Annotated in this window: 22 protein-coding genes; 9 read left to right on the forward strand and 13 right to left on the reverse strand. The window is 66.9% G+C overall.

Annotated elements, in window-relative coordinates; all coding sequences use genetic code 11:
- The first annotated feature begins 40 nt into the window (after positions 1–40).
- The 3 genes from ybiB to D3F03_RS04540 all read left to right on the forward strand — a co-directional run bounded on the left by ybiB (position 41) and on the right by D3F03_RS04540 (position 3104).
- Entirely contained in the window at positions 41–976 is a 936-nt protein-coding gene (ybiB, locus tag D3F03_RS04530; protein ID WP_119108119.1) for a DNA-binding protein YbiB, read from the forward strand.
- Positions 973–1794, forward strand: a complete 822-nt coding sequence (gene cobA / locus D3F03_RS04535) for a uroporphyrinogen-III C-methyltransferase (RefSeq protein ID WP_199665403.1) — start codon at positions 973–975, stop codon at positions 1792–1794. Before ybiB ends, cobA begins: the two co-directional genes overlap by 4 nt.
- Before the next feature lie 74 nt (positions 1795–1868).
- Positions 1869–3104, forward strand: a complete 1236-nt coding sequence (locus D3F03_RS04540) for a BaiN/RdsA family NAD(P)/FAD-dependent oxidoreductase (protein ID WP_119108120.1) — start codon at positions 1869–1871, stop codon at positions 3102–3104.
- Between the two features lie 7 nt (positions 3105–3111).
- Here the strand turns inward: D3F03_RS04540 and D3F03_RS04545 are convergent, their stop codons facing one another.
- Positions 3112–3828: an ArsR/SmtB family transcription factor gene (locus D3F03_RS04545; RefSeq protein ID WP_119108121.1), complete on the reverse strand. Its 717-nt coding sequence runs from the start codon at positions 3826–3828 to the stop codon at positions 3112–3114.
- A gap of 114 nt (positions 3829–3942) precedes the next feature.
- On the opposite strand from D3F03_RS04545, the gene D3F03_RS04550 reads away from it, so the two are divergent.
- From D3F03_RS04550 to D3F03_RS04565, 4 genes are all read left to right on the forward strand, one after another.
- On the forward strand, positions 3943–4290 hold the full coding sequence (locus D3F03_RS04550) for an NIPSNAP family protein (RefSeq protein WP_119108122.1): 348 nt from the start codon (positions 3943–3945) through the stop codon (positions 4288–4290).
- A complete protein-coding gene (locus D3F03_RS04555) occupies positions 4287–4640 on the forward strand; it encodes an antibiotic biosynthesis monooxygenase family protein (RefSeq protein ID WP_119108123.1) in 354 nt (117 codons plus the stop codon). Before D3F03_RS04550 ends, D3F03_RS04555 begins: the two co-directional genes overlap by 4 nt.
- A 128-nt stretch (positions 4641–4768) precedes the next feature.
- A complete protein-coding gene (gene rpsU / locus D3F03_RS04560) occupies positions 4769–4981 on the forward strand; it encodes a 30S ribosomal protein S21 (RefSeq protein WP_106447058.1) in 213 nt (70 codons plus the stop codon).
- Between the two features lie 263 nt (positions 4982–5244).
- Positions 5245–5691 carry a GatB/YqeY domain-containing protein gene (locus tag D3F03_RS04565; protein WP_119108124.1) on the forward strand — a complete coding sequence of 149 codons (447 nt, stop codon included), beginning with the start codon at positions 5245–5247 and terminating at the stop codon, positions 5689–5691.
- 36 nt (positions 5692–5727) lie between these two features.
- Here D3F03_RS04565 and D3F03_RS04570 read toward each other — a convergent pair whose 3' ends face one another.
- From D3F03_RS04570 to D3F03_RS04615, 9 genes are all read right to left on the reverse strand, one after another.
- Positions 5728–6597: an alpha/beta fold hydrolase gene (locus tag D3F03_RS04570; protein WP_119108125.1), complete on the reverse strand. Its 870-nt coding sequence runs from the start codon at positions 6595–6597 to the stop codon at positions 5728–5730.
- 20 nt (positions 6598–6617) lie between these two features.
- Positions 6618–7781 carry an ABC transporter substrate-binding protein gene (locus tag D3F03_RS04575; protein WP_119108571.1) on the reverse strand — a complete coding sequence of 388 codons (1164 nt, stop codon included), beginning with the start codon at positions 7779–7781 and terminating at the stop codon, positions 6618–6620.
- A gap of 60 nt (positions 7782–7841) precedes the next feature.
- Positions 7842–9962, reverse strand: coding sequence for a 3-hydroxybutyrate oligomer hydrolase family protein (locus D3F03_RS04580; protein ID WP_119108126.1), 2121 nt, complete (start codon positions 9960–9962; stop codon positions 7842–7844).
- A 46-nt stretch (positions 9963–10008) separates the two neighbouring features.
- Entirely contained in the window at positions 10009–11085 is a 1077-nt protein-coding gene (locus tag D3F03_RS04585) for a branched-chain amino acid ABC transporter permease (protein ID WP_119108127.1), read from the reverse strand.
- 150 nt (positions 11086–11235) lie between these two features.
- Positions 11236–12219, reverse strand: coding sequence for a branched-chain amino acid ABC transporter permease (locus D3F03_RS04595; RefSeq protein ID WP_119108128.1), 984 nt, complete (start codon positions 12217–12219; stop codon positions 11236–11238).
- A gap of 91 nt (positions 12220–12310) precedes the next feature.
- Complete coding sequence (locus D3F03_RS04600) at positions 12311–13057, reverse strand: ABC transporter ATP-binding protein (RefSeq protein ID WP_119108129.1); 747 nt, start codon at positions 13055–13057, stop codon at positions 12311–12313.
- On the reverse strand, positions 13054–13833 hold the full coding sequence (locus D3F03_RS04605) for an ABC transporter ATP-binding protein (RefSeq protein ID WP_119108130.1): 780 nt from the start codon (positions 13831–13833) through the stop codon (positions 13054–13056). Before D3F03_RS04605 ends, D3F03_RS04600 begins: the two co-directional genes overlap by 4 nt.
- 218 nt (positions 13834–14051) lie before the next feature.
- Positions 14052–15239: a substrate-binding domain-containing protein gene (locus tag D3F03_RS04610; RefSeq protein ID WP_119108131.1), complete on the reverse strand. Its 1188-nt coding sequence runs from the start codon at positions 15237–15239 to the stop codon at positions 14052–14054.
- Positions 15240–15376: 137 nt separating this feature from the next.
- Positions 15377–16891: a sigma-54 interaction domain-containing protein gene (locus D3F03_RS04615; RefSeq protein ID WP_119108132.1), complete on the reverse strand. Its 1515-nt coding sequence runs from the start codon at positions 16889–16891 to the stop codon at positions 15377–15379.
- Positions 16892–17044: 153 nt separating this feature from the next.
- On the opposite strand from D3F03_RS04615, the gene D3F03_RS04620 reads away from it, so the two are divergent.
- Positions 17045–17464, forward strand: a complete 420-nt coding sequence (locus D3F03_RS04620) for an RNA-binding S4 domain-containing protein (RefSeq protein WP_119108572.1) — start codon at positions 17045–17047, stop codon at positions 17462–17464.
- Positions 17465–17560: 96 nt separating this feature from the next.
- On the forward strand, positions 17561–17782 hold the full coding sequence (locus D3F03_RS04625; protein ID WP_119108133.1) for an HP1242/YdcH family protein: 222 nt from the start codon (positions 17561–17563) through the stop codon (positions 17780–17782).
- 42 nt (positions 17783–17824) lie between these two features.
- Here the strand turns inward: D3F03_RS04625 and D3F03_RS04630 are convergent, their stop codons facing one another.
- The 3 genes from D3F03_RS04630 to D3F03_RS04640 all read right to left on the reverse strand — a co-directional run bounded on the left by D3F03_RS04630 (position 17825) and on the right by D3F03_RS04640 (position 21110).
- Positions 17825–18289: a DUF411 domain-containing protein gene (locus D3F03_RS04630; protein ID WP_119108134.1), complete on the reverse strand. Its 465-nt coding sequence runs from the start codon at positions 18287–18289 to the stop codon at positions 17825–17827.
- Positions 18290–18508: 219 nt separating this feature from the next.
- Positions 18509–18877, reverse strand: a complete 369-nt coding sequence (locus D3F03_RS04635; RefSeq protein ID WP_119108135.1) for a hypothetical protein — start codon at positions 18875–18877, stop codon at positions 18509–18511.
- A gap of 79 nt (positions 18878–18956) precedes the next feature.
- Complete coding sequence (locus tag D3F03_RS04640) at positions 18957–21110, reverse strand: heavy metal translocating P-type ATPase (RefSeq protein WP_245960491.1); 2154 nt, start codon at positions 21108–21110, stop codon at positions 18957–18959.

The raw sequence follows: 21110 nt of genomic DNA on the forward strand, positions 1-21110 counted from the left end.
TGAGCCACAATCCCTGCTCCCTTCTTCTCCAAGCTTGCGCATGGCCATCAGCCACTACCTCAAAATCATCGCCCGCGGCGCCCAGGGTGCCCGCCACCTGCCGCGCGAGCAGGCCTGCGACCTGTTCGGCCAGGTGCTCGATGGCGGCGCGAGCGATCTGGAAGTGGGGGCGTTTTGCATCGCCATGCGCGTCAAGGGCGAAACGCCTGAAGAGATGGCCGGCTTTCTCGACGCCATCCACGCCCGCCTGGCGCCCCTGCCCGCCAGCACGCGCACGCTGGTGGTGCTGCCCAGCTACAACGGTGCGCGCAAGCTGCCGGTGCTCACGCCCTTGCTGGCGCTGCTGCTGGCGCGGGAAGGCTTGCCGGTGCTGGTGCACGGCACCGCCACCGAAGACAGCCGGGTTTCCAGCCAAGATGTGCTTGCAGCGCTTGATATACCTGCGCTTCAAGCTATTCAAACCATAGCGCCTGGCAGCGTCGCCTTCGCGCCCACCGCCCTGCTGCTGCCGGGCCTGGCGCGACTGCTGGCCGTGCGGCGCACGCTGGGGGTGCGCAGCAGCGCGCACAGCCTGGTCAAGCTGATGAACCCGCTGGCACCCGTGGGCGCGCGCGCCCTGGTGGTGGGCAGCTACACGCACCGCGAATACGCCGAATCCATGGCCGCCACCTTGGCGCTGACCGGCGCCGACGCGCTGCTGCTGCGCGGCACCGAGGGCGAGCCGGTGGCCGACGCGCGGCGCATGCCGCAGATGGACGGTTTTGTGGCGGGTGCAGCCACCCGGCTGGAAGAGGCGCAGGGCGGCCCGCTCACCGCCCTGCCCGAACTGCCGGCCGGTGCCGACTTTGATGGCACCGCCGCCCTCACCCGCGCCATGCTGGACGGCCGCCTGCCCGTGCCGGCCCCCATTGCCCGGCAGGTGGAACATATCTTGCGTCTGGCCCTGCAGATTGATTCTGCAAGGCCAGCACCGTGAAAACTCCAGCCACCACCCCCGTTGCCTCCATCACCCCCCTGCTGCACGGCCGCTGCACCCTGGTGGGCGCGGGGCCCGGCGACCCCGAGCTGCTGACGCTCAAGGCGGTGCGCGCCATCCAGGCGGCCAGCGTGCTGCTGGTGGACGACCTGGTCAGCCCCGGCGTGCTGGCGATGGCCCGCCCCACGGCCCGCGTGGTCCATGTGGGCAAGCGCGGCGGCTGTACGAGCACGCCCCAGGCCTTCATCGAGCGGCTGATGCTGATGGCCGTGCTGGAGGGCGAGAACGTGGTGCGCCTCAAGGGCGGCGACCCCATGGTGTTCGGCCGCGGTGGCGAGGAGGTGGCGCACCTGCGCGCCGCCGGCATCGCGGTGGAGGTGGTGAACGGCGTGAGCGCAGGCATGGCCTGCAGCGCGGCGCTGGGTACGGCGCTGACGCACCGCGAGCAGGCCCACGGGGTGCTTTTCATCACCGGCCATGCCCACCCGGGGCGCGAAACCGACTGGGCCTTGGTTGCCGGCACCGCCCATGCCGCGCGCCTGACGCTGGTGGTCTACATGGGCGTCAGCCGCCTGGCCGACATCGAACAAGGCCTGCTTGCCGGCCTGCCCGCCCACACGCCAGCGGCCATCGTCGAGCGCGTCAGCCTGCCGGAGCAGCGCGTGGCCCGATGCACGCTGGCAAGCCTGCACGCCACCGCCCGCAGCGAAGGCCTGGCCAGCCCGTGCATCATCGTCGTGGGCGACGTGTTGCAGGGCGTCGCCGCGGCCGAGCAGCAGGCCCCGGCACTACACTCGCCCTTCGCGGCGCAGGGCTGAACCTGCGCCAGCTTTTAAGCTTTCTTTTTCGTAGCATCTAGCGCTTACAGAACAAGCGCTGGCGCCCTCTTTTCATGGAAATATTTGACGCCGTCGTGATCGGTGCCGGTGCCGCCGGCCTGTTCTGCGCCGGCCAGGCCGGCCAGCGCGGCCTGCGCGTGCTGCTGATCGACCACGCCGACAAGGTGGCCGAAAAAATCCGCATCTCGGGCGGCGGGCGCTGCAACTTCACCAATCGCGATCTCGACCCGCGCGCGCCGCACAAGCACTTCGTCGGCCAGAACCCGCAGTTCTGCCGCTCGGCGCTGTCACGGTTCACGCCGCAGGACTTCATCGCGCTGCTGGAGCGCCACGGCATTGCCTGGCACGAGAAGCACAAGGGCCAGCTCTTTGCCGACCGCTCGGCCGAAGACATCATCGCCATGCTGCTGGCCGAATGTGCTGCGGGCGGCGTGACGCACTGGCAGCCCTGCAGCGTTAAAAATATAGTCTTTTCGCCCTCTAGCGCAGATGGGACTAGCGCTGGCAGCTATCAAATCAATACCGATCGCGGCCCCGTGAGTGCGCGCAGCCTGGTGGTGGCCACGGGCGGTCTGTCCATCCCTAAGATCGGCGCCACCGATTTCGGCTACCGCCTGGCGCAGCAGTTCGGCGTGCCGCTCATCGAGCGCCGGCCGGGCCTGGTGCCGCTAACTTTCGATGGCGCAACCTGGGCACCGTATGCGCAGCTCTCTGGCCTGGCTTTGCCGGTAGAGATCAGCACGGGGGCCAAGAAAGATCGCATGGCTTTCCAGGAAGACCTGCTGTTCACCCACCGTGGCCTCTCGGGCCCGGCGGTGTTGCAGATCTCCAGCTACTGGAACCCAGGTACGCCCCTGTCCATCCACCTGGCACCGGGCGTAGACCTGCCGGCGGCGCTGGCAGACGCCAAGCTGCGCTCGCGCAAACTCTTGGCCAATGAACTGGCCCAATGGGTTCCCAGCCGACTCGCCGATACCTGGGTGGCGCAAAGCAGCGACTGGCAGCGCCCCGTGGCCGAGGTGCCCGACAAGGCGCTCGTGCGGCTGGCGCAGCAGCTCGCGCGGTGGGAGTTGGTTCCCACCGGCAGCGAGGGCTACAAAAAAGCCGAGGTCACGCTGGGCGGCGTCGACACGCGCGCGCTGTCGCAGCAAACCATGGAGTGCAAGGCGCAGCCGGGGCTCTACTTCATTGGCGAGGTGGTGGACGTCACCGGTTGGCTGGGGGGCTACAACTTTCAGTGGGCCTGGGCCAGCGCGGCAGCCTGCGCGCAGGCGCTGCCCGGGCGCTGAACAGGCGTCAATCGCCGGCCACTTCGCGCCAGCGCGCCAGGCCCAGCCAGTCGCGCAGGGCGACGGCACCGGCGGGGGTGATGGCCAGGGCACGCGTACCAGCGCCGCGCAGCAACCAGCCACTGTCCAGGGCGTGGCGGCAGATCAGCGAACCCATACGCCCCGCCAGGTGCATGCGCCGCTCGCTCCAATCGAGGCAGGGGCGGCACGCCGGCCGGTGGCCGCCCTGCCCCGTCAGCGCATCGGCAGCGATGCCGAGGGGGCGCAGCGCCGCTTCCACACGGGGCGTCACCCGCGCCGACGCACCTTCGGCATCGACCTGCACCGCCCCCAGCTCCTGCAAATGGCTGGCGATGGCCACGCCCAGGCGCCCAGCCAGGTGGTCGTAGCAACTGCGCGCAGTGCGCAGCGCAGCGTCCGCAGGCCCGGTGGCCACGCGGCGCGTTGCCTGCGGGGCGGCCAGTTGCATGAGGCCTTCCAGCATCCGCGCCACTTCGGCAGAGGCCAGGCGGTGGTAGCGGTGCCGACCCTGCTGCTGCACCTGCAGCAAGGCCGCCTCGACGAGCAAGCCCAGGTGGCGGCTGGCGGTGGCCGGGGTGATGTGCGCGGCCTCGGCCAGCTCCCTGGCGGTGAGCGCGCGCCCATCCATCAGCGCCAGCAGCATGGCGGTGCGCGCCGGTTCGCCAACCAAGGCGGCGACGTGGGCGATGCGGTTGGTGTTCATGGTGGCAGTGTGCGGGAATTGACGGCGCAACGCTTCGCTCCAGAGCGAAGCATGGCGGCAGGCCGGCACCGCACCATCAGGGCTTGTTCACCACCAGCTTTCGGAGCACGCCCCATGACCCTCACCTGCTTCATTCGCTACGAAATCGACCCCTTCCAAAAAGACGCCTTCCGCGAGTACGCCGAGCACTGGGGCCGCATCATTCCGCGCTGCGGCGGGCATTTGCTGGGCTACTTCCTGCCCTGCGAAGGCAGCAATTACGAAGCCTGGGGGCTGATTGCCTTCGACAGCCTTGCCGCGTACGAGACCTACCGCGCGCGCCTACGCGCCGACCCTGAAGGCCGCGCCAATTTCGAGCGCGCGCAGCGCCAGCGCTTCATCCTGCGCGAGGAGCGCAGCTTCACCGAGGTGGTCGACGGCACCCTGGGCCGCGCCGCACTGGCCGAGGGTGCCACGCCATGATCGCGGTGATTTTCGAAGTCCTGCCCAGCGCTGCCGGGCGCCAGGTCTATCTGGACACTGCCGCCGCCCTGCGCGCCACGCTCGAATCCATGGACGGCTTCATTTCGGTGGAGCGCTTTGAGAGCCTGAGCCAACCCGGCAAAATGCTCTCGCTTTCGTTCTGGCGCGACGAGGCGGCGGTGAGCGGCTGGCGTGCCCTGCCCGCACACGCCCAAGCGCAGGCAGCGGGCCGCGCGGGGGTGTTTGCCGACTACCGCCTGCGCGTGGCGGAGGTGCTGCGCGATTACGGACTGAACGAGCGCGCCGAGGCACCGGAAGATTCACGCATGCAACACGGCCACTCGCTATAATGCTTGGCTTTGCTGGCAATACCCCGTCGGCCAATACTAGTTATAGACGGGGAAACCGCTTCACATGGCGCCCGGGCCCGATCTCCCGTGCACCCTCTGGGAGCACCAAAAATTGGAAACATTAGCTGATGACAACCGTCCGTGTAAAAGAGAACGAACCCTTTGACGTAGCGCTGCGCCGCTTCAAGCGCACCATCGAAAAGCTCGGCCTGCTGACCGACCTGCGCGCCCGCGAGTTCTACGAAAAACCCACCGCCGAGCGCAAGCGCAAGAAGGCGGCTGCCGTCAAGCGCCACTACAAGCGCGTGCGCAGCATGCAGTTGCCCAAGAAGATGTACTGATCTGCCGATCGGAAGCTTCTTCCAGATTGCAAGAACCCGCGCCAGGGACGCCCAGCGCGGGTTTTTTCGTTTCAGGGTTTGCCAAAAGGCGCTCAGGGTTGGTCCATCAACCACACCAGATCGAGTTTTCCCCGTTCCAGGGTCTGTCAAAAGGCGTTCTGGCTAGGCGCAGCGCCGCAGGCAGTAGCATCGCTACGACAAGGTGCGGCAACGACGCCAGAGCGTCTTTTGGCAGACCCCACCCCCATAAGAAAGTAATCGCCATGAGCCTTAAGGACCAGATCACCGAAGACATGAAGACCGCCATGCGCGCCAAGGACAGCGAGCGCCTGGGCACCATCCGCCTGCTGCTGGCCGCGTGCAAGCAGAAGGAAGTCGATGAGCGCGTGGTGCTGGACGACGCCGCGGTGGTGGCCATCGTCGACAAGCTCGTCAAGCAGCGCAAGGACAGCATCACCGCCTTCGAGGGTGCGAACCGGCAGGACCTGGCCGACAAGGAAAAGGCCGAGATGGCCGTGCTGCAGGGCTACCTTCCCCAGCGCATGTCGGCCGAAGAGACCGCCGTGGCCGTGCAGGCCATCGTCATCGAGCTGGGCGCCAAGGGCCAGGGCGACATGGGCAAGGTCATGGGCGTGGTCAAGACCCGCCTGGCCGGCAAAGCCGACATGGGCCAGGTGTCGGCCGCCGTGAAGGCCGCGCTGGCGGGCTGAAGCCGCGCTGCCCGCGGCGCGGGCCAAGGCCGGGCGCTATCCCTGCGCCCGCGCCAGAAACGCATCCACCAAGGCCCACTGGTCGGCCACATTGAGCGCCGGGGCGTGCCCGCACCCAGGCACCTCGACCACCTCCAACTGGCCGCGCACGCCGGGGCCGCGCGAGCGCATCGCGGCCGTGGTGGCGGGCAGCACCAAATCTGAGTCGGCTCCGCGCAGGCACAGCACCGGGAGATCGAGCGCGTCGTAGTGCTCCCAGATCAGGTAGTCGTTTGCGTGCTGCGTGAATTGCCGCACCATCGCCGGGTCGTAGTGCGGCGTGACGCGGCCGTCGGGAAGGCGGCGGACCGAGCTCTCGGTCAGCAAGCGCCACTGGGCATCGGGCAACCAGCCGTAGGGCGCATACACCTGGCGGAAAAAGGCCTCCAGCTCCGCCACAGTGGCAAAGGCCGGGGGGCTGCCTGCATAGGCCTTGATACGCTCCAGCGCCGGGGCGGCAAGCTCCGGGGCGTTGTCGTTGAGCAGCAGGCTGCGAATCGCGCCCTTGAGGGCCGGCTCGAACAGACCGCTGGCGCACACGGTGCCGATGGCCCCCCCCATGGAGGTGCCTATCCAATGCGCCTGCTCGATGCCCAACTGTGCAAACAGGTCCGCCGCCAGGCGCGCGTAGAAGCGCAGCGTGTAGTCCACATCGGGCTGGCGGCTCCACTGGCTCAGGCCCCGCCCGAGGGTGTCGGGGCAGATCACGCGGTAGCGGTTCGCCAGGTGCGCGGCGAGCGGGTCCATGTCGCGCCCGGTACGCGCCAGGCCGTGCCAGGCCACGACCACAGGCGCGTCGCGCTCGCCCCATTCCATGTAGTGAATTTCATAGCCAGCACAGGTGGCGTAGCGTGAGCGCGGTTGCATGTTGAATCCTTGAAGATGGCCTATTTCATGAGCCGGCCGGTGCTGCCGATCACCGTTACCTCGACACTGCGCGAGCCGATCCGGTTGGTGGGCGAGTAGCTGATCACGAGGCCGCCCAGGTCGAATTTCTCCAGGGATTCGAGCGCCTTGATCACGCCCGCGCGCGTGGGCGCGGGCCCGGCGCGGCGCAGGGCTTCCACCAGCACCTTGGCCCCCAGGAATTCCTCGAAACTGGTGTAGTTCACTTCGGCGCCGGGGGCGTACTTCGCCAGCAGTTGCTGGTATTCGCGCACGACCGGGAGCCTGGGCTGGTAGGGGAAAGGCACGACCTGGCTGATGCCTAGCCCGTGGGCATTGGCAAGGCCCGCCAGGCGCACGATTTCGGCCGGATTGACCACCGAGATGTTGTAGAGCTGCGCCCCGCCGCCCGCCTCCCGGTACTGCTTGATGAATGCCGCGGCAGGCTTGTTGACGGCAACCATGATCACTGCGTGCGGGTTGGCGGCAGTGATGGTCTTGACGGCGGCGGCCACATCGTCGGTATTGCGCGGGTAGCTCGCCGCTGCCACCAGCTTGAGCTTGCGCCGCGCAAGTGCGGCCTCCACGCCCTCCAGGCCCGATTGGCCAAAGCCGTCGTCCTGGTACATCACGGCAATGCGGTTCATCCCCAGCGTGGTGAGCTGCTGCACCATGTGCTCGGCCTCATCCACATACCCGGCGCGCACGTGGAAGATCCAGGGGTTGAACGGCGTGCGCAGCGATTCACCGCCGGTGTAGGGTGCCACCAAGGCCGCGCCGCCTTCGGCCAGCACGCCGTCCTTGAGCAACTGCGTGATATTGGCAGTGCCGGCAAAGCCAAACAGCGCGACCACATCGGGCCGCGCCAGCAACTCACGCGTGCGCGCCACCGTCTTGTCCACCTCGTAGCCGTCGTCCACCACCAGTTGGTGCAGGGTGGCGCCGTGCACGCCGCCCTGGGCATTGACGGCATCGAAATAAATCTTGCCACCCAGCACCATTTGCTCGCCACTGCTGGCCAGCACGCCGGTCAGCGGGGCGACCTGGCCAATGACGATTTCCGCCGCCGCCACAGCGCCAGACCCAAGCAGCGCCAGAGCGGTGAGCCCGGCGCCCAGTACGGTGCGCAGCGCTGTGCGGCCATGTTTCGGCAGCGTGTGTGCCATGACGATCTCCTTCAAAGTGGGGGCCTGCACAACCGGCGGTGCACCGCGCAGCAAGGGCATTTACTCGGGTACCGAGATCACACCAGGGGTCAGTGCGATGGCATTGGCAGCCACCGGCACGCTGGCGATCGGCGGCAGGTTGGCATCGGTGAGTGCCGGCGCGCTGCCCGGTGCACCACCACGCGGCACGGTGCGTACCACCTGGCTGGCTGGCAACGCCGCGCCCGTGCTCAGGTGCGCGTACATCGCGTCGAGCGCACGGTTGAGGTAGATGTGCAGCGGGATGTAGCGGCTGTCGTAGCCTGGCAGTACCGCCGGCAGGCCGATGAAGCTGTCAAAGTGCTGGGCGTTGGCCACCTCGATGTAGGCAAGCTGGCTGGCCGCGCCCTCGACCTTGCGGTTGAGCGCAGCGTACGGGCGCGAGGTGTGGTTCACCGGCAGCAAGGCATCGGAGCGGCCATGGACGATGAGGGTCGGTTTGCCATGCAGGTTGCCGTTGCGCCGGGTTTCATCCAGGCCGGCCTGCAGCTTCCTGGCAGCGGCGTCAGAGCCCGTCACCAGGTTGCGCAGGCACAGGGCACCGTCGGTGTTCCAGTCGGGCACACCGGCCACCGAGAACGAGAGGACATCGCGCGCCGGCCCGAACTTGCCCAGGTTGTTGACAAGCTGCACACCGCTGGTCGGCGGCACGCCGTTGCCCGTGGCGAACATGCCAGCGAGCGCCGCAGGGGCCAGCGGTGTCACGCCGCCAGCGGCCGTGGTGGCGGCAAAGCTGAAGCCGCACAGGTTGTCCTGCACACTGGCGCGCGAGAGGCTGTTGGCGAAGGTGACGGCCACTGCCGGCGCCACCTCGAACGCGGCAAGCGAAGCGTGCAAGGCGTCCGATTCGCCTTCCCAGCCATAGTCGCGCAGCTTCTGCAACGCCTCTTCAGCCTGGGCTGCGGTGGTCGTCGCCGTGAGCAAGCCATGGGCGGCCAGCGCGCCGCAGCGATTGGGGGCAATGGGCAGTGCCGGATTGGCAAAGCCTGCGGCAAAGCCCGCTGCGTAAGGGGTGGACGCAATCGACGGCGCGAGCGCCGCGCAGGACTGGTACAAGTTGGCCACGGTGGTGAAGTCGATCAGCGGCTTGCCGCTGGTCGTGACCACCACACCCCCGCGCTCGACGCGCACACCGGCGTTGGCGGGCATCTCCACTGCGGGCTCGGACACGGCGACGCCACTGATCAGGCCCTCGCTGTCCTGCTCAGCGGCGGCAATGGCCGCGCCGCCGCCGTTGGAGATGCTCGATGCAATCGAGACCGTGTTCTTGGGTGTAAAGGTTTTGACGTGCTCACCGCCCTGCACCTCACCATAGCGCTCATTGATCACCCAGAAGGCAAACTCCACGGCCTGCAGCGTGCTGCGGCCCCAGTCGCGCTCGGCGTTCTGGCCCGAGTGCGCGTGTTTGAAGGCAAAGCGGTTCGGCGTGGCGGCATTGAACGCGGCAAGCTCGCTAGCGCTCAATCCGGCATTGAAAGCCGCCTCCTTGCCGGCAGCGGCAGCCGAAGTGCGCGTGCCGTCGATCAGCGGCACCGTATCGTTTTGCAGGTCGTGCGGTGCCCCGCCCGTGCCTTTGTCGGAATAGGCCACCGCGCAGCCGTGCTTGAGGCCCCACTCGCCGGTGGAAATCGCGCCGTACACCCCGCGCGAGCCCGACGCCGTGGCGGTGATGATGCAAGGCTTCTTCGTATCGAAGCTGGCGGGCAATTGCACCATGAGCGTGACGTTCTTGCGGCCACTTCCGTCGTCGGAAAACGCCAGGTATTCAGTGCCAGCAATCTTGCCCTCACTGGCCGTGACATTGCCCTGGGCATCCACGTTCGGGCCGTAGAAACGGCCATAACCGCCGTTGGCCGTCATGTCGAGCATGGCGCGGTAGTTGGTGTAGATGGCCGCACGGCGCAGCTCGGCGGCGGTGGGTGCCAGCGGGTTGGCGTAGGCGGGCGGCGCGGCAGCAGCCAGGCCAGTGGCGCCCAGGCCCGCGGTGAGCAGGTCGTCCGCCGCACCGTCGTACACCGTGGCGCGCACGGCACCCAGGAAATCCGGCTTGGTGTTGGTGGCGACCGTGCTGCCACCGCCACAGGCAGCCAGTGTGGCCGCTGCGAGCAAGGTGGGGACCAAAGGGTGGATCACTATCTTCATGCGCTTGTCTCCTGGTGGTTTTTTGGTGGAACGCGAAGAACAAAAATCAGGCGCCGCTGCGCCCTGCCGCGCTGGCGCGCAGTCGGCCGACGACCCCGGTGGGAAAGTAATAGACCGAGAGCACGAACAGCACGCCCAGCCAAAGCAACCAGCGGTCAGGCGAGAGCAAGGCCGCCAGCCAGGGCAGGCTGCTCGCGGCCTCGTGGCCCAGGCGCAGCAAGTCCTGCAGGTAGCTCTGGGCGACGAGGAACAGCACGGCACCGATGGCAGCGCCGTAAATGGTGCCCATGCCGCCGATGACGACGATCAGCAGCACGTCGATCATGATTTCAAACGACAGCGAGGTGTCCGGCCCGTTGTAGCGCAGCCAGATCGCCAGCATGGCGCCGGCCAGGCAGGCAAACAACGCAGACAGCACGGACGAGAGCGTGCGGTACACCACCACGCGGTAGCCAATGGCTTCGGCGCGGAACTCGTTTTCGCGAATGGCCTGCAGCACCCGGCCAAAGGGCGAGTTGACGATGCGCAGCAGTGCCAGCACCAGGACCACTGCCGTAACGAACAGCAGGTAATACGTCAGCAGCCGCCCATCAAGCGACACGCCCAGGAACGGGTCTTCGGCAAACTCGTGGCTGGGCGAGAGCAGCTCTGGCAGGCGGAAGGTCAGGCCGTCCTCGCCGCCGGTAATCTCGAAAAGCTGCGACGCCAGCGTCTGGAACGCTGCCGCCACGGCCAGCGTGATCATGGCAAAGAAGATGGCGCGCACCCGCAGCGAGAACAGGCCGACGGCGAGCGCCAGCACGAAGGACAGCACCAACGCCCCCAGGATGCCCACCGCCAGTGCTGCCCAGCCGGCGCCCATGCGCGTGCTGGCCACCGCCACGCCGTAGGCACCGATACCAAAGAACATGGTGTGCGCAAAGCTCACGATGCCGGTGTAGCCCAGCAGCAAATCGAAGCTGGCCACCAGCACGACAAAGACCAGCACCTTGGCCGCGACCGACAGCGCTTTGACGCCGGGGAACAGGAAGGGCGCAAACGCCAGCCCGAGGAAGATGGCGACCAGCACCACGGTCAGCACGCGGCTGCGCGGGTAGTCGCCGGAGAGGATTCGGTTCAACATGGGAACTTGCCTTTTAGTAATCCATGGCGCTGTGCACTGACGACTGAGCCTGCGAAGGGCGTGGCCCACACCAGCAGCCGCCGTGCAAGGGCCGCCCCGCCGCACGGGCGGCGTCCCCTTGGGGGGAAGGCGCGCAGCGACTCAGGGGGGTCATCGATTGGTGACCGGATACACGCCCTGGGGCCGCCAGAGCAGGATGGCCACCATCAGCGCAATGTTCGAAAACAGCGCCACCTTCGGCACGAGAAAGCCGGTGTAATTCGCCATCAGCCCGACCAGCAGCGCACCAATCAGCGCACCGCCCGTGCTGCCCAGCCCGCCGATGATGATGACGATGAAAATCAGCACGTTGACCTGCGCGCCCATCTGCGGAATCACGCTCTGCTGGTACAGGCCCCACATCACGCCGCCCAGGCCCGCGAGCGCGCTGCCGGCGACGAACACGCCGATGAACAGGCGCCGGATGCGGTAGCCGAGCGACTCGACCATCTCGCGGTCTTGCACGCCTGCGCGGATCAAGAGGCCGACTTTGGTCCGCGCCAAGGTCCAGGCCAGCGCGCCGAACACCAGCAGGCCCACGACCACGGCAATCAGCCGGTATTTCTCGATGGCGGCGTCGCCGATGAAGAGCGAACCCTGCATGCCGGCCGGCAGCGGCAGCGGAATCTGCGCCGGGCCCCAGACCATCTTGATGATTTCTTCACCGATGATCATCCCGCCCATGGTGATGAGGATCTGCTTCAAGTGCTGGCCGTACACCGGCCGCACGATGAAGCGCTCGAACGCCAGGCCGACGGCGCCCGCCACCAGCATGGCCACGAGCATGGCGGGAATCACGGCCACCAGGTTGCGCCACAGGTCCTGCGAGCCGGTCCAGTCGCCTAGGCTGCCCAGCACGCTGACGGCGACAAAGGCGCCCAGCGCAATGAACACGCCATGGCCGAAGTTGAGCACGTCCATCAGGCCGAAGACCAGCGTCAGGCCCGACGCGATGATGAAAATGATCATGCCCATCGCCAGGCCCGCCACGGTGAGCGTGAGCCAGGTCGAAGGCGAGCCGATGAAGGGCAGCACCGCCAGCGCCAGCACGGGCACCAGGGCGAGCGGCTTCCAGTCGAGTTCACGCCAGTTCATGCTGCACCTCCGGTGAATGAACGCTTCACTATTGATTTCATAGCTGGTTGCGCAGGCGCAATAAGCGCTAGAGGCAAGAAAATATCAAAATTCATAACGCCAACCCCAGCAGCGAGCGCTGCAGCGCCTCGTTCTGCGCCAGCGCCGCCATGCGGCCAGCGTGCACGACGACGCCGTTGTCCATGACTGCCACGCTGTCGCCCAGGCGTTTGGCGAAGTTGATGTTCTGCTCGACCAGCAGGATGGTCACGCCGCGCTTTTTGAGCTGATCGAACGCGTCGATCATGTTGTTGATGATGGCGGGGGCAAGGCCTTTGCTGGGCTCGTCCACGATGAGCAGCTCGCGCGGCTCGACAATGGCGCGGGCCACCGCCAGCATCTGTTTCTGCCCACCCGAGAGCTTGCCGGCCGGGTGGTTCCAGAACTTCTCCACCGCCGGGAAAAGCTGAAAAATCCAGGCCAGGCGTTCGGCGTCGATCTGCGCGGCGGTGCGCGCGCCGCGTGCGGCGAGCACCATGTTGTCCTTCACCGTCAGGTCGGCGAAGATGCCCATGTTCTCGGGGACGTAGGCGATGCCCAGGCCGGCGATCTGCGGCGTGGCCAGGCGCGTGATGTCCTGCCCGGCGAACTTCACCGTGCCCTGCGAGGCGCGCCACAGGCCCATGGTGGTGCGCAGCGTCGTCGTTTTGCCGGCGCCATTGCGTCCGAGCAGCATGGTGACTTCGCCGCGCGGTACGGCGAGGTTGACGCCATGCAGGATGTGGTACGCCGCTATATGCGTGTGCACGCCCGAGAGTTCGAGCAGCGGCGCGGCGCTGGAGGTCGTTGCAGCGCTCATGCGGCCACCTCTTGCCCATCGGTCTGCGCCACGCCCAGATAGGCCTCTTGCACCACGGGCGAGGCAATCACCTCGGCGGGCAAGCCATCGGCCACCAGCGTGCCGTTGGTGAGCACGATGATGCGGTCGGCCAGTTCGCGCACCACGTCCATCTTGTGCTCCACCAGCAGGATGATCTTGGTCTTGTCTTTTTTCAGCTCGCGAATCAGGTTCAGGATCACCGGCGCCTCGTCGTGGCTCATGCCGGCCGTGGGTTCGTCAAACATGTAGACCTGCGGGTCCAGCGCCATCAACAGCGCCACTTCGAGCTTGCGCTGGTCGCCGTGCGGCAGGCTGGCCACGGGGGTGTCGGCGCGCTCCTGCAGCGCCACGCTGGCGAGGATGGCGTCGGCTTGCGCAATCAAGCCGGCATGGTCGCTCCAGATGCTCCACAGGTTCAGCCCGCGCCGGTGGCGGCCCTCCTGGGTCGCCTGTACCGCCAGGCGCACGTTTTCCTGCACCGTCAGTTGCGGGAACAGGTTGGTCAACTGGAATGCCCGGCCCAGGCCAGCCCGCGCACGCTCGGGCACCGACAAGCCCGAAAGTTCGCGCCCGCCCAGCAGCACCTGCCCCTTGGACGCTTTGAGCTGGCCGGAGATCAGGTTGAAATAGGTCGTCTTGCCCGCCCCGTTCGGGCCGACGATGGCCGTCAGCGTGCCAGGCGCGAAGGCGCAGCTCACCGCATTGACGGCCACGTGGCCACCGAAGCGGATGGTCAGGTCTCGGGTTTCAAGCATGGCGCAAAATTTTGGGTAAAAAATGGCTCCAGCGCTTATTGCATAAGCACTTGCAGCTAGGAAATCTGTAACAACTGGGCGCGGCATTCAGCCCAGGCCTGGCCTAGGCCAGCGGACGCCGCGCAAGGGCCGCCCCGCCGCGCTGGCGTCGTCCCCCTTCCCGCAACGCGCAGCGTTGCGAGAGAAGGGGGAAGCGGCAAAGCCGCTCAGGGGGATGCTCACCGGTTGTTTCGGATCGGAATATCCATTTCTTCGGGCTTGATCTCGTGCACCAGCTCCGGCACGCCCCAGGCGAAGGCCGGGTCGTTCTTGATCTTGAAGTGGTACATGCTCTGCATCGCCTGGTGGTCTTCCTTGCGGAAGGTCATCTTGCCCTTGGGCGTGTCGAAGCTCATGCCTTCCATGGTTTTGATCAGCTTGTTCGTGCCGGTGTCGCCGTTGGTCTTCTTGAGCGCCGTCACCAGCGCCATGGCGGCCGAGAAACCACCGGCGGTGAAGAAGTCTGGCGGGGTCTTGAATGCCTTGTAGTGCGCGGCCACCAGGGCATCGTTCACGGCGTTCTTGGGAATACCGAAGTAGTAGTAGGTGGCGCCTTCCATGCCGGGGAAGTTCTTGTAGCTCGCCATGGCGGGCAGGATGTTGCCGCCCGTGAACACCTCAATCCCGTAGCGCTTCTTCAGGTCTTGCGCGGCCAGGGCGTTGAAGGGCGGCGTCCCGCCGGCCCAGATCACCTCGATGGCTTTGCGGCCGGGCTTGTCCTTCAATGCATCCACAATGCGCTGAATACCGGCCGTGAAGTCGGTGGTGTTCTGCGGCAGATACTCTTCGTGCGTGATCTTGGCGTGCTTGAGCGCAGTCTTGAAGGCTTTCACACCGTCGCGACCAAACGCGTAGTCCTGCGCCAACGTTGCCACGGTAACGCCATCCTTGTCCATGGCCGTGGCGTTGCTGATGGCGTCCTGACTGGAGTTGCGGCCGGTGCGGAAGATGTACTTGTTCCACTTGTCGCCGGTGATCGAATCGGCCACGGCGGGCTCGACCAGCAGAATCTTCTTGTATTCCTCCGCCACGGGCAGCATGGCCAGCGCGACGCCCGACGAGGTGGGGCCGACGGCGATGTCGGCCTTGTCGTCCGCATAGGCGGCGGCCAGCAGGCTCTTGCCCAGGTCTGGCTTGCCCTGGTCGTCGCGCTCGATCAGCACAATTTTCTTGCCTGCCACCACCATGGTGCCGCCGGTGGCGTATTCCAGGCCCATCATCAAGCCCGTCTGGGTCTGCTTGCCGTAGGCTTCGAGCGGGCCCGTCTTGCTGTAAACGTGGGCAATGCGGATTTCATCGGCCGCAAAAGCGGATACGGATACCGTGGCGGCGAGGGCCGCGAGCGCGACGAGAGAGCGACGTTGCATGGAATGCCTCCTATAGTGATGCCTGCATTCTGTGCACATAGCGTGCCAGACTGCAAGATGTTGATTCACAAAGGTAACCTGGCGCCGCGCCCTGCGATATGTTCAATTTTCAGACAATCAAAATGTCTGTTTTTCAGTCAATTGCCTGAATTTAGCTCAGGGTTTTCCAGACGCCCGTACAGCGTGGCGCGGGAAATTCCCAGCCGCCGCGCTGCCGCCAGCTTGTTCCCGCCCGATGCCGCCAGCGCCGCCGCGATGGCACGCCGCTCCACTTCGGCAACCTGCTCGGCCAGAGGGCGCAACCAGGCGCCCTCGCCTTCTTGCGGCGCAGGTTCCGGCACCGGGGCAGCGGGCTCGACGCCGGTCTCGCGCAGGATGCGGGTGAGCTGTTCGGCATCGATGCTGTCCGAATCGCTGCGCATGGCGGCCTGCTCCAGGACGTTGCGCAGCTCGCGAATGTTGCCGCGCCAGGGCTGGCCCATGAGCAGCGCCAGCGCGTCGGGGCGCAGCTCCGGCGTGGCGGTGCCGTTCCTCAGCGCCATGTCTTCGCCCAGCACTTCCACCAGCGCGGGAATGTCGCTGCGCCGCTCACGCAGCGGCGGCACGCGCAGCGGCAGCACGTGCAGGCGGTAGTACAGGTCTTCGCGGAACTTGCCGTCCCGCACCAGCGCGCCCAGGTCACGCGAAGTGGCGGCCACCACGCGCACATCAAACGGCACCAGCTGGTTGGAGCCCAGCGGCTCGATCTCGCCCTCCTGAAGCGCGCGCAAGAGCTTGGCCTGCAGGTTTTGCGGCATGTCGCCGATCTCGTCGAGAAACAGCGTGCCACCATCGGCCAGCTTGAACTTGCCGTCGCGTGCCTTGCGGTCGGCGCCGGTGTAGGCGCCGGGCGCCACGCCGAAGAATTCGGCCTCCAGCAGCGTGTCGGGCACGGCGGCAATGTTCACGCTGACAAACGGCCCGGCCGCACGGCTGGAAGCGGCGTGTATGGCATGCGCCAGCAGCTCCTTGCCGGTGCCGGTCTCGCCCAGCAGCAGCACCGGGCTGGTGGACTGGGCCGCGCGCCGTGCCTGGCGCTTGACCTCTGCCGCGGCCGGGCTGGAGCCGACAAAGCTGGCAAAGGTATGGCGGGCGCGGCGCGTGCCATCGCCGCTGCCGGCGCGCAACTGGCGCCCGCGCTGCTCGGCCAGCTCGCGCCGTGCGTCGTCCAGGTCGCGCTGCAGCAAGGCGAACTTGCTGATCAGCGGCTGGAGCGTGGTCTCGGGGTGGTCGAACAGCACGATGCCGATGGCGCCAATCACACGGTCGTCGTCGCCGCGCAGCGGAATACGGCTGACCACGAAGGTGCCGGCGCGGTTGGTGAGCAGGTCGATCAGTACGGCTTCGCCCGTCTCCAGCACGCGGCGCATCTGCGTGTTGGGGATGACGTCTTCGACCATGCGCCCCAGGAACTGGTCCACATGGGCCAGCCCGAGCTCTGGCAAAAACCGCTGGTAGCCCTCGTTCACCCAGACGATGCGCCCGCGCAAATCCACCAGGAACATGCCCTGGCTGACGCTGGAGAACAAATGAAACATCGAGCGCGCCGCCAGCTCGAGAATGCCTTGGGCATCGAGCGGCAGCGCGGGGGTGTCGGGGGCAAGCGCATCCATGGGCGGATGGTAACGCCCGGTAGCATGGACCCGGAAAAACTATTGTTTTGATAGCTTCTAACGCTTATCCATTAAGCGCTAGAGGCTATTTTTTATTATTTTCTCGCCTCACTTGCCGGGCACCGCCGCGCTCAGCGAAGCAAAATGCGCACTATGGACAAAGCCCAGACCGTGCGCATCGACAAATGGCTGTGGTGCGCGCGCTTTTTCAAGACGCGCAGCCTCGCCGCCGAGGAAATTGCCAAAGGGCGCGTGCGCGTCAATGGCGCCGTGACCAAGGCTTCGCGCGAGGTACGGCCCGGCGATACAGTGGACTTGCGCCAGGGCCAGGTGCCGCGCACGGTGCTAGTCAACGGCGTAAGCCACGTGCGCGGACCGGCACCCGTGGCGCAGTTGCTGTACGAAGAAACCCCCGAGAGCCTGGCGGCGCGCGCAGCGGCGGCCGAGCGCCAGCGCCTGGCACCGGAGCCCGCTGCGGCGCTGCACGAAGGCCGCCCGACCAAGCGGGATCGCCGAGACATCGACAAGGTGCGCGACTGGGGCAGCCGCTGGAGCGCATCGCTTGACGAATGAGCCGCCGCCCCGGAACAAGGACGCAGCGGTTTATAGTGGGCTTGGGCAAGGCACTTCCCGAACTCCCCGGGCAACCCGTCGAAGGAAAGAGCAACGATGTTCCCTGAATACCGCGACCTGATCACCCGACTCAAAAACACCGACCACCACTTCACCCGCCTGTTCGACAAGCACAACCATCTGGACGAGAAAATTGCGCAGTTGGTGGCCGAAACCGGCCCTTCGGCCGATCTGGAGATTGAAGTGCTCAAGAAGCAGAAGCTGCAACTCAAAGATGAGCTGTACGCCTTGCTCAAATCCAGGGCCGAGGCAAGCTGACAAGCCCGGGGCCGGCTTCGCGGCCGCCGGGCTCTTTTTCTCTCAGCGGTAGCTGCTGAACACGCGGGTACCGCCATCGCGGGCCACCAGCAGCACGTCGTACGGGTCGCGCCGGCCGCCGTAGACCGCGCCATCCATGCCGGGCGATCCCACCGGCATCCCCGGCACGGCCAGCCCCAAGGCCTTGGGTTTTTGCGCCAGCAGCTTGCGCACATCGCCCGCAGGCACATGGCCTTCCAGAAGGTAGCCGCCGACCAGTGCCGTGTGGCACGAGCCGAGCTTTTGCGGCAGGCCCAGCCGGGTGCGCACGGCGTTGTTGCCGCTCTCGTGCACGGTGACGGAAAAGCCGTTGTCCTGCATGTGGGCGACCCAATCCTTGCAGCAGCCGCAGCTCGGGTCTTTCCAGACCTCGACGGCCAAGGGGTCGGTGGCGGCGCGTGCCAATCGCGGGGCCACGATGGCCGCGCCGAGAAGGCCACATGCAGCCAACAGGTGCCGACGTGGCATTGGGGGTGCCTTGGCAGGAAGGGTGCCGGTCGCCGAAGGCAGAAGCGCGGATACAGTTGAAAAGATCTGGGACATGAAAATTCCTTGAATACTGAAGTTTGGGCGAGACGCCGCGCTGCTGCACATGGGCAGCCATGGGCACGGCTGAAATCGAGGGAAACCGGTGAATCGCCGAAACATCCGACCACGGCCGGTGCGCCCGGAATGCGAAGTTTCGGCTCAGCCGATGCGGTGCGCAATGGGCGGTTTGAGGGCCATCGCCACGGGCGCACTGGCAAAAGCCCCATTGGCCTGCGCAGCGGGCAATTGAGCGCCCGAACGCGCGGGCACCGCCGCCACCGACAAAGGCAGCGCTACCGCGTGGCAGACCGCGCAGTCCGTGCAGGCATTGCTCAGAACGGATACCGCTCCACCATGGGCGCAGTGCGGGGACACGGTGGCGACTGCTGCTTGGTCGCAACGCTCACCGGCCGCCATTGCCACATCGGCGCCCAGGAGCATGCGCAGCACCAGCAGAGAGACGGCAAGACAGGCAAACAAACGGCGCATGGCTGCATGGAGCACGCCAGGCGCCAAGTGGTTCCGCATCGCACAGGTTGTTGCAATGATTTTTATAGCTGCTTGCGCAATATGCATAAGCGCTAGAGGGATATTTCACCTATATTTCTCAGTGTGCACCCTGGCCCTGCGCGGGTTCCGCGCGCAGCATGCGCAGGCCATTGGCCACCACCAGCAGGCTGGCGCCCATGTCGGCGAACACCGCCATCCACATCGTGGCCTGCCCGGCCAGTGCCAGTGCCAGAAACAGCAGCTTGATGCCCAGCGCCAGCGCGATGTTCTGCACCAGCACCTGGTGTGTGCGGCGCGAGAGGCGCACCGTCTCGGCCACACGGCGCAGGTCGTCGTTCATGATCACCACGTCGGCGGTTTCCATGGCCACGTCGGTGCCGGCGGCGCCCATGGCAAAACCGATGTCGGCCTGCGCCAGAGCGGGCGCGTCGTTGATGCCATCGCCCGCCATGGCCGTCATGCCGTGCAGTTTTTGCAAGGCGGCGATGGCGCCCTGCTTGTGCTCGGGCAGCAGGTCGGCCTGCACCTCGTCGATGCCAGCCGCGCGGGCAGCGGTTTGCGCCGCAGCGCCATGGTCGCCAGTGAGCATGATGGGCGTGATGCCCAGGGCGCGCAGCTCGGCCACCGCTGCAATGGCCTGCGGGCGCAGGGTGTCGGCCACGGCAAACAGCGCGCGCACCGCGCCGCGCTCGGCCAGGAAGGTGACGCTGCGGCCCTGCGCCTCGTGCTCGGCGGCAGCGGCCTCCACCGTCTCGGTCCACAGGCCCAGCTCACGCATCCAGCGCCGGTTGCCCAGGGTCCAGCGCTCGCCGCCCACCCAGCCCTCCACGCCGCGCCCGGCCTGCGCGGTGAAATCGATCACCTCTGGCAAGGCGCCTTGTTGCGGGCCCAGTCCGAGCGCAATCGCCTGCGATACCGGGTGGTCCGAGCGGCGGGCCAGCGCCAGCGCCACGTCGTGCGCCGCGTCGCTGCCAAAAGCGCTCTGCCCCACCAGCACCGGTCGGCCAGTGGTGATGGTGCCGGTCTTGTCAAAGGCCACGGCGCGAATGCCCCGCGCCTGCTCCAGCCAGGCCCCGCCCTTGATCAAAATGCCGCGCCGCGCTGCGGCGGCCAGGCCACTGACCACGGTGACGGGGGTCGAGAGCACCAGTGCGCACGGGCAGGCGATCACCAACAAGACCAGCGCGCGGTAGATGGCGTCCAGCCAAGCCCAGCCGAGCAGCAACGGCGCGACCACGGCCACCAGCACAGCGATAGCAAACACTGCCGGCGTATACACGGCAGCAAAGCGGTCCACCAGGCGCTGCGTGGGCGCGCGCGTAGCCTGTGCATCCTCCACCGCGCGGATGATGCGGTCGAGCGTGGTGTGGCCTGATGCCGCCGTCACGCGCATCTCCAGCTCGGCGTGGGCGTTGAGGGTGCCGGCAAACAGCGCGTCGCCCAGGGCTTTGTCCACGGCCAGGCTTTCGCCCGTGACGCTGGATTCGTCCACCGCGCTGGTGCCGCGCGTCACGCTGCCGTCCAGCGGCACCCGGCCCCCAGGACGAATGCGCACCGTGTCGCCCAGCGCCACGTCGGTGGCGGGCACGCTGCGCCACTGGCCGTCTGCGCCTTGGACTTCGGCCTGGTCCGGGCTGAGCGCCAGCAAGGCGCCAATGGCATGGCGTGCCCGCCCCACCGCGCCCTCTTCGATGCGCTCGGCCAGTGCGTACAGCGCCATCACCATGGCCGCCTCAGGCCACTGGCCGATGGCGAAGGCGCCGGTCACCGCCACCGCCATGAGCGCGCTGATGCCCAACTGCCCCCGCACCAACGAGCGGACGCCGCTTTGGTAGACGCCCAGGCCCGCCAGCAGGATGGCCACCGCGGCCAACAACATGCCACCTGTATGCCAAGGCCAGGTATCCGGCCCCAGCAAGTGCAGCAGCTCTGCCCCGGTCGCCGCAAGCAGCCCGGCGCCAATGCGCGCCCAGCCCGGCAGCGCACTGTGGTCGTGGCCGTCGCCATCCCCGTGGCTGTGATCGTGCACGTGCTCGTGGCCTGCGTGCGCACCAACGGAGGCGTCGCCCTCGCCTGAACACTTGGCGCTGCGGCGCGCCGGGTTCGCGGTCGATGCGCATCCACCATCCTCCGTGGAGCAGCAGGAAAGCGAAATGCGCGGGCCGGCGGGGCGTGCGGTGGTGGGCTCGACTGGCATGAAATCCTTGCAATCAACGCGGTTGAAGGCCGCAATGGCACCATTGGAATCCAT

The sequence above is a fragment of the Simplicispira hankyongi genome (assembly GCF_003570885.1).
Lineage (GTDB): Bacteria > Pseudomonadota > Gammaproteobacteria > Burkholderiales > Burkholderiaceae_C > Simplicispira > Simplicispira hankyongi.

Bases quoted from the DNA above. Each gene is read 5' to 3' on its own strand.
- ybiB (WP_119108119.1), top strand. From the start codon at position 41: ATGGCCATCAGCCACTACCTCAAAATCATCGCCCGCGGCGCCCAGGGT.
- D3F03_RS04540 (WP_119108120.1), top strand. From the start codon at position 1,869: ATGGAAATATTTGACGCCGTCGTGATCGGTGCCGGTGCCGCCGGCCTG.
- D3F03_RS04545 (WP_119108121.1), bottom strand. From the start codon at position 3,828: ATGAACACCAACCGCATCGCCCACGTCGCCGCCTTGGTTGGCGAACCG.
- D3F03_RS04550 (WP_119108122.1), top strand. From the start codon at position 3,943: ATGACCCTCACCTGCTTCATTCGCTACGAAATCGACCCCTTCCAAAAA.
- D3F03_RS04555 (WP_119108123.1), top strand. From the start codon at position 4,287: ATGATCGCGGTGATTTTCGAAGTCCTGCCCAGCGCTGCCGGGCGCCAG.
- rpsU (WP_106447058.1), top strand. From the start codon at position 4,769: ATGACAACCGTCCGTGTAAAAGAGAACGAACCCTTTGACGTAGCGCTG.
- D3F03_RS04565 (WP_119108124.1), top strand. From the start codon at position 5,245: ATGAGCCTTAAGGACCAGATCACCGAAGACATGAAGACCGCCATGCGC.
- D3F03_RS04570 (WP_119108125.1), bottom strand. From the start codon at position 6,597: ATGCAACCGCGCTCACGCTACGCCACCTGTGCTGGCTATGAAATTCAC.
- D3F03_RS04575 (WP_119108571.1), bottom strand. From the start codon at position 7,781: ATGGCACACACGCTGCCGAAACATGGCCGCACAGCGCTGCGCACCGTA.
- D3F03_RS04580 (WP_119108126.1), bottom strand. From the start codon at position 9,962: ATGAAGATAGTGATCCACCCTTTGGTCCCCACCTTGCTCGCAGCGGCC.
- D3F03_RS04585 (WP_119108127.1), bottom strand. From the start codon at position 11,085: ATGTTGAACCGAATCCTCTCCGGCGACTACCCGCGCAGCCGCGTGCTG.
- D3F03_RS04595 (WP_119108128.1), bottom strand. From the start codon at position 12,219: ATGAACTGGCGTGAACTCGACTGGAAGCCGCTCGCCCTGGTGCCCGTG.
- D3F03_RS04600 (WP_119108129.1), bottom strand. From the start codon at position 13,057: ATGAGCGCTGCAACGACCTCCAGCGCCGCGCCGCTGCTCGAACTCTCG.
- D3F03_RS04605 (WP_119108130.1), bottom strand. From the start codon at position 13,833: ATGCTTGAAACCCGAGACCTGACCATCCGCTTCGGTGGCCACGTGGCC.
- D3F03_RS04610 (WP_119108131.1), bottom strand. From the start codon at position 15,239: ATGCAACGTCGCTCTCTCGTCGCGCTCGCGGCCCTCGCCGCCACGGTA.
- D3F03_RS04615 (WP_119108132.1), bottom strand. From the start codon at position 16,891: ATGGATGCGCTTGCCCCCGACACCCCCGCGCTGCCGCTCGATGCCCAA.
- D3F03_RS04620 (WP_119108572.1), top strand. From the start codon at position 17,045: ATGGACAAAGCCCAGACCGTGCGCATCGACAAATGGCTGTGGTGCGCG.
- D3F03_RS04625 (WP_119108133.1), top strand. From the start codon at position 17,561: ATGTTCCCTGAATACCGCGACCTGATCACCCGACTCAAAAACACCGAC.
- D3F03_RS04630 (WP_119108134.1), bottom strand. From the start codon at position 18,289: ATGCCACGTCGGCACCTGTTGGCTGCATGTGGCCTTCTCGGCGCGGCC.
- D3F03_RS04635 (WP_119108135.1), bottom strand. From the start codon at position 18,877: ATGCGGAACCACTTGGCGCCTGGCGTGCTCCATGCAGCCATGCGCCGT.
- D3F03_RS04640 (WP_245960491.1), bottom strand. From the start codon at position 21,110: ATGGATTCCAATGGTGCCATTGCGGCCTTCAACCGCGTTGATTGCAAG.